We start from the raw sequence: 6,372 nt of genomic DNA, 5'->3' as shown, positions 1-6,372 counted from the left end.
GTGCTCATTAGAGGACCATCCCTTCTGCAGCCCTCTTCGGTAGGGTTGTGACCTCTCGGTCCCGGTGGGTGCATGGCCAGTAGTGCGAGCCGTTCGACGGCCAGCATGAGTTCCGCCAGCCCCGCCGGGCCGAGGCCGTCTGATCGGCTTCAGGGACACGCCCCGCAGAGGGCCGATTAATGAGCTCCCGGCAGACGACCTCACCACCACCGGGCAGGTGCTCCGTCGACGTCACAGGAGTACTTCTTTCGTGTTCATCGGATGGGACTGGGCGACCGAGACCCATGACGTCACCGTCATGGACGACGCCGGAAAACGCGTGGACCGGTGGGAGTTCGCCCACACCGAAGAGGGATTCGCCAGGACCCTGGCCCGGCTGGGGAAGCACGGAGCCCCGGCGGATCTGCCCGTGATGATCGAGACCAGCCGCGGCCTGGCCGTGGACCGGCTGCTGGTTGCCGGCCACCCGGTGGTGCCCGTGCATCCCAACGCCTTCCACGCCATGCGCCCGCGCTGGGGCGCCAGCAAGGCCAAGACCGACGCGGGCGACAGCATGAAACTCGCCGACTACCTGCGCACCGACGGCCACTTGCTGCCCCGGCTGGAGCCCACCGAGCAGGCCACCCTCGATCTGCAGGCCCTCACCCGGACCCGCGCCGACCACGTCGAGGCCCGCATCGCGGCGGTCAACCAGCTTGCCGCGCTGCTGGACATGCACTGGCCCGGAGGCAAGGCCGTGTTCGCCAACCTCGACAGCGACATCGCCATGGCCTTCCTGGAGCGCTACCCCACCCCGGCCTCCGCCGCGAGGCTTACCGCCGGACGCCTCGAAGCCTGGTGCAAGCGCCACGGCTACTCCGGCAGGAAGCCCGGAGGTGTCCTGATCGAACGCCTGCGGACGGCCCCGAAGGCGGCCTCCCGCCTCAGCGAGGCAGTCGTCGAGCAGCTGGTCCAGGTCCAGGTCCAGCTGGTGAAGGGCATCCGCACGACCATCCGCACGCTGGACAAGACCATCGCCGAGGCGGTCGAAACCCACACCTACGCGCCGCTGTTCGCGACGATGCCGCGCATCGGCAGGGTCAGCCTCGGCCAGATCATCGGTGAGATCGGCCCGCTCCTGGAACGCGCCCGCACCAGCGAGCAGCTCATCGCCGAGGCCGGGGTCGTCCCCGTGACCCGAGCGTCGGGCAAGTCCCGCACCGTCGCCTTCCGCTTCGCGACCAACCGCAGAGCCCGCGTCGCCCTGACCGCCTTCGCCGACAACAGCCGGCACGGCAGCGACTGGGCCGCGAAAATCTACAACGACGCCCGAGCCCGCCAGAAACGACACCCCCACGCCATCCGCATCCTGGCCCGCGCCTGGCTTCGCGTGATGTGGGCCTGCTGGCGCGACGGCACCTGCTACGACCCCGCCATCCACCAGGTCAACGGCAAGATCAACACGACCACCGACACTGGCTTGGCGGCATAGAGGTTGACTCAGGAAACTCATGCGGTGGCCTCCTGGGCGTCTACGGGAGCGAGCGGGGCCGCACCCTGGGTGTCGGGGAGAGCGGGCGGGCCGGGATCCGGGGCGTCTACGGGAGCGAGCGGGCCTGGGTCCGGGGAGCCGGCCATGCTGCAGCGGATGTCCTTCGAGGGCGGGCCGGCCGTGCCCCACAGGTCGGAGAGCTCGGGGACCCGTCGCCAGACCCGGGCGATCCAGGCGTCCTCGACGATCTGGGCGACCTCGGAGGTGTACTCGCAGACCAGTCCGGACGGGTCGGTGAAGTAGGAGAAGGTGTTGTTCCCGGGGCCGTGCCGGCCGGGACCCCACTGCGGGGTGATCCCGTGGTGGCGCAGCCGTCCCAGGCCCCGCATGAAGTGGTCGACCGAGGTCATCTCGTACGCCACGTGGTTCAGCGAGGTCCACTCCGCCTGGTTGAAGGCGATGCAGTGGTGGTCGCTGTTGCAGCGCAGGAAAGCCATTTGGTGCTCGGACCAGTCGGAGACGCGCAGCCCGAGGACGTCGCGGTAGAAGGCGACCGCGGCGTCGATGTCGGTGGTGTTGAGCACGGCGTGGGTGACCCCCACGGGCACGGCCCCGTCCCGGCCGCGCGGGGCGACGGCCTCGACCTGGGCGCTGATCTCGATGAGGCGGCCCTCGGGGTCGGTGAAGCGCAGTCCGTAGCCGCCGCCCGCCTGGTCGAGCGGGCCGGGTCCGGTGACGGGCACGATCGAGCGGGCTTCGAGCTGCCGGGCCGCACGGTCGACCTCGGCGGGTGTGGCGACGGCGAAGGCGATCCGGCCGAGGCCGACCCGGTCGCGCTCGGTGAGGTGCAGGACGTGGTGCTCGTCGCTCGTGCCGCGGAGCCAGCGTGCACCGGTGTCGGACTCGACGGTCTCGAGACCCCAGACGTCCTCGTAGAAGTCGGCGGCCTCGGTGAAGGCCGGGGTGTGCAGCTCGACGTAGCGCAGCGAGCGGAGCCGGGCGATCGGACCGGGCGGTGGCTGATGCATGGGGTCCCTCCAGGACGGGCGGGCGTGCCGGGTCAGTTGGCCCAGGGAAGCGGATGGTCCGAGATGCCCCAGTACAGGGACTTCTGGCGCTGGTAGGCGCGGATGGCGTCGCGACCCTTCTCCGTGCCGAGGCCGCTGGCCTTCCACCCGCTGAAGGGGGTGGAGGCACTGAACTGCTTGTAGGTGTTGATCCAGACCGTTCCGGCCTCGATCCGGCGGGCCAGCGCACCGGCGGCTCGCAGGTCACGGGTCCAGATCCCGCAGGCGAGGCCGTAGACCGAGTCGTTGGCCTGGCGGACCAGGTCGTCCTCGTCGGCGTAGGGCAGGGCGACCAGGACCGGACCGAAGATCTCCTCCTGGCAGGTGCGTGAGGTGTTCTCCAGGCCGTCCAGGACGGTGGGCAGGTAGTAGGCACCGTCCTCGTACAGCCCTCCTTCGGGCGCCGATCCGCCGCAGAGGACGCGGGCACCCTCGGACCGGGCGAGGTCGACGTAGGCGGCGACGGAGTCGCGGTGGCGGTGGTGCACCAGGGGGCCGACCTGGGTGGCCGGGTCGGTGCCGGGGCCGACCCGCAGGGCCCGTACCCGCAGGGCGAGCTCGCCGACGAAGGAGTCGTAGATCTCGCGTGCCACGAAGAGCCGGGAGCCCGCGATGCAGGACTGCCCGCTGGACGAGAAGATCCCGAACATCACACCGGCCAGAGCCTGTTCGATGTCGGCGTCGGCGCGCACGATCGTCGGGGACTTGCCGCCCAGCTCCAGCGAGACGGGGACCAGCCTGCGGGCGGCGGTCTCGGCGATGGACCTGCCGGTCTCCGTACCCCCGGTGAAGCCGATACGACCGACGCGCGGGTGGCGCACGAGGGCGTCGCCCACCACCCGGCCGCTCCCGGGCAGGACGGACAGCAGCGCGACCGGCAGCCGGTACTCCTCCAGCGCCTGGAAGATCAGCCTTCCGAGCGCCAGGGAGACCAGGGGGGTCCAGGCCGCGGGCTTCAGGATCACCGCGTTGCCCGCGGCGAGGGCGGGGGCGATCTTCTGCGCGTCGCTGGCGACCGGGGAGTTCCAGGGATTGATCGCGCCGACGACTCCGATCGGCTCGTGGGTGCTCACGGTGACGTACGCACCCCGGGACGGGGTCACCGACTCCTCGGCCGTCTCCAGCACGGCAGCCATGTAGCGGAAGGTGCCTGCCGCGCTGAGTGCGAGGGCCCTGGTCTCGGCGAGGGTCTTGCCGGTGTCGGCGGTCTGCAGGGCCGAGAGTTCGCCGGCGGCCTGCTCGGTGAGCGCGCCGATCCGGTGCAGCAGCCCCGCCCGCACGTGGGCGGGCAGCTCACGCCAGGCCGGGTCGGCCACGGCCTGGGCCGCGGCTTCCGCGGCTTCGGCGACCTCGTCCGCCGAGGCGGAGTGGACGGTGGCGAGCACACGCCCGGTCGACGGGTCGATCGTGTCGACGGGCTCGCCCGCACCGCGCCGCCACTGGCCCGCGATCAGGATTTCGGTGGGGAACTGCGGCACGGGTGGACCTCCGGGCGAGGCGGGATGAGGGTGAACTCCGGTCGCGGACAGGCTCGTCGGCCTCTCCGCACTGAACTCTCGAAGCACTAGAAATCTAAGCGCTTAAGTTTCTAGACGCAAGACCCCGAGGTGAAATCACCGCCAGGAAGTCCTTGAGCACAGGATCCGTGGCGTCGATGATGGCTACCGGGTCGCCGGGGGCACAGTTCCTAAGCTCTTAACCATTGACCGCTTAGATATAACCCCCCTACTGTCTCCGGAACCCCTCTGCCCGCGGAAGGACACCCTCCATGACGACTGTGGCCGGCAAACCCGCTCTCGGCTCCATTGCCGCGAGACTCGAACGACTGCCGCACTCGCGGTGGCACGTCAAGGTCCGGTTCCTGATCGGCGCCGTCACCTTCTTCGAGGCGTTCGATCAGCTGCTGGCCGCATCCGCGCTGCCCGTCCTGATGAAGGAGTGGAACCTGTCCACCGGGCAGGCCACCTTCGCCGTCACCTCGGCCTCGATCGGCATGCTGCTCGGCGCCCTGGCCGCCGGCTGGCTCGGCGACCGCATCGGGCGGGTGCGCACCGTCGCACTGGGCGTCGGCGTCACGGGCCTCGCCAGCCTTGCCGTGGCCTTCTCCGGCACCATCGAGACCTTCTCCGTCTTCCGGTTCCTCCAGGGACTCGGGATCGGCGGGGTCGTGCCCGTCGCGGCCACGTACATCAACGAGATCGCCCGGTCCGACAAGCGGGGCCGTTTCGTCCTGCTCTACGAGATGATCTTCCCCGCCGGGCTCGCGGCGGCCACACTCCTCGCCGTCTGGGTCGTCCCCGCCTTCGGCTGGCGCGCGATGTTCCTGGTGGGCGCCCTGCCGGTCGTGATCGCCGCGCTGCTGCCCCGCCACGTCGAGGAGTCCCCGCGCTGGCTGCTGTCCCGCGGGCGCAGCGCGGAGGCCGAGGCGGCCGTCGCCCGGATCGAGGCGGAGGTCGCCCGCGCGACCTCCGAGGAGCTGCCCGCGCCGGTCCCGTCCTCGGACGGGCCGAACGAGCCCAGAGGCACGCTGAAGGACCTGTTCCGAGGACGCTATCTGCGGCGCACGGCGGTTCTTTCGGGGCTGTGGTTCGTCGCGTACTACGTCAACCACGGCATCTCCACCTGGCTGCCGTCCCTCTACACGAAGGAGTTCGGACTGGATCTCACGACGGCGCTGGTCTTCACCCTGCTCAGCAACGTCACCGGCCTGCTCGGCACCTTCGTGATGGCCATGCTGATCGACCGCATCGGCCGCAGGCCCGCCCTCATCGGCGCGTTCGTCGGCACCACGCTCTCGCTCGCCGTCCTGGCGGTCGCCGGCGCGACCTCGGGCGGCCAGGTCGCCGTCTTCGCCTCCTGCACCACCTTCTTCCTCTACGCGATCAACGCGGGCCTCTACCTCTACTCCCCCGAGCTGTACCCCACGGCCAACCGGGCCAGGGGCGCTGCGTTCGGCGGCCTGTGGAACAGGCTCGGCGTCATTCTCGGCCCGGTGGCCGTCGGCGCGGTCATCGGAGCGGGCGGCGGCCTGGCCCTGGTCTTCGCGCAGCTCGCCGTGATCGCCACGGTGGGTGTGGTGATCGCGTGGTTCGCCGTCGAGACCAAGGGCAGGACGCTGGAGGAACTCAACGCCTGACACCTGCGGCTGAGCCGCCCATCGCCTCAGCGGTAAGATTCTCAGTGCCGTGAGAAGCCGGAGGGACGCCGGCTCGAGCCGTACGGAGGGGATGAGGATGGCAGCGTCAAGGCACGCGGACCACGATGCCGTGGCGAAGGTGGTCGAGGACTGGGCGCGGGAGCGTCCGGAGCTGGACACCAGCCCCCTCGAGGTGCTCGCCCGGCTGCACCGCTCCTTCCTCCGCTACAGCACGGGGCTCACCGAATCGATCGAGCGGCACGGCCTGTCCGTGGCGGGTTTCGACGTCCTGACGGCGCTGCGCAGGTCGGGCGAGCCCTACCGGCTGACGGCGGGACAGCTGGCCGACTCGGGCCTGGTGTCGTCTGCGGGGGTGACCCTGCGGATCGACCGCCTGGAGAAGGACGGACTCATCGTCCGCGAGCGGGACACCCAGGACCGCAGGGTCGTCTACTCCCGCCTCACCGAGAAGGGTCTCGCCACGGTGGACACGGCGTTCACCGAGCACCTGGACAACGAGAACCGGATGCTCGGCGGACTGTCCCCCTCCGAGCGCCGGCAGCTCGCGCGGCTGCTGCGCAAGCTGGAGATCTCGATCCTCGACGCCGACGAGGAGCGGGCGGGCGCCGCCGGCTGACCGGCTCCGCCGGGTTCCGGCCATTGCGGGACCTGGCTCTCCCCAGGGACGGCGCACCGGC

General features: G+C 70.7%; 5 protein-coding genes. 3 read left to right on the top strand and 2 right to left on the bottom strand.

Annotated elements, in window-relative coordinates; all coding sequences use genetic code 11:
- Positions 1-250 precede the first annotated feature (250 nt).
- Positions 251-1,471: an IS110 family transposase gene (locus tag B9S57_RS06670; RefSeq protein WP_103514597.1), complete on the top strand. Its 1,221-nt coding sequence runs from the start codon at positions 251-253 to the stop codon at positions 1,469-1,471.
- A gap of 17 nt (positions 1,472-1,488) precedes the next feature.
- Here the strand turns inward: B9S57_RS06670 and B9S57_RS06665 are convergent, their stop codons facing one another.
- Together B9S57_RS06665 and B9S57_RS06660 are read right to left on the bottom strand one after the other, a co-directional pair.
- Positions 1,489-2,499, bottom strand: a complete 1,011-nt coding sequence (locus B9S57_RS06665; RefSeq protein WP_103514596.1) for a VOC family protein — start codon at positions 2,497-2,499, stop codon at positions 1,489-1,491.
- Positions 2,500-2,531: 32 nt separating this feature from the next.
- Entirely contained in the window at positions 2,532-4,016 is a 1,485-nt protein-coding gene (locus B9S57_RS06660) for an aldehyde dehydrogenase family protein (protein ID WP_103514595.1), read from the bottom strand.
- Between the two features lie 290 nt (positions 4,017-4,306).
- Between B9S57_RS06660 and B9S57_RS06655 the strand changes: the two genes are divergently transcribed.
- On the top strand, positions 4,307-5,674 hold the full coding sequence (locus B9S57_RS06655) for an MFS transporter (RefSeq protein ID WP_103514594.1): 1,368 nt from the start codon (positions 4,307-4,309) through the stop codon (positions 5,672-5,674).
- Between the two features lie 97 nt (positions 5,675-5,771).
- On the top strand, positions 5,772-6,311 hold the full coding sequence (locus B9S57_RS06650; RefSeq protein ID WP_258036257.1) for a MarR family winged helix-turn-helix transcriptional regulator: 540 nt from the start codon (positions 5,772-5,774) through the stop codon (positions 6,309-6,311).
- Positions 6,312-6,372: the final 61 nt, after the last annotated feature.

It is taken from the genome of Streptomyces sp. SM10, assembly GCF_002910915.1.
Lineage (GTDB): Bacteria > Actinomycetota > Actinomycetes > Streptomycetales > Streptomycetaceae > Streptomyces.
Note: the sequence above shows the minus strand (reverse complement) of the source record. Positions and strands in the feature narration are given on the sequence as shown.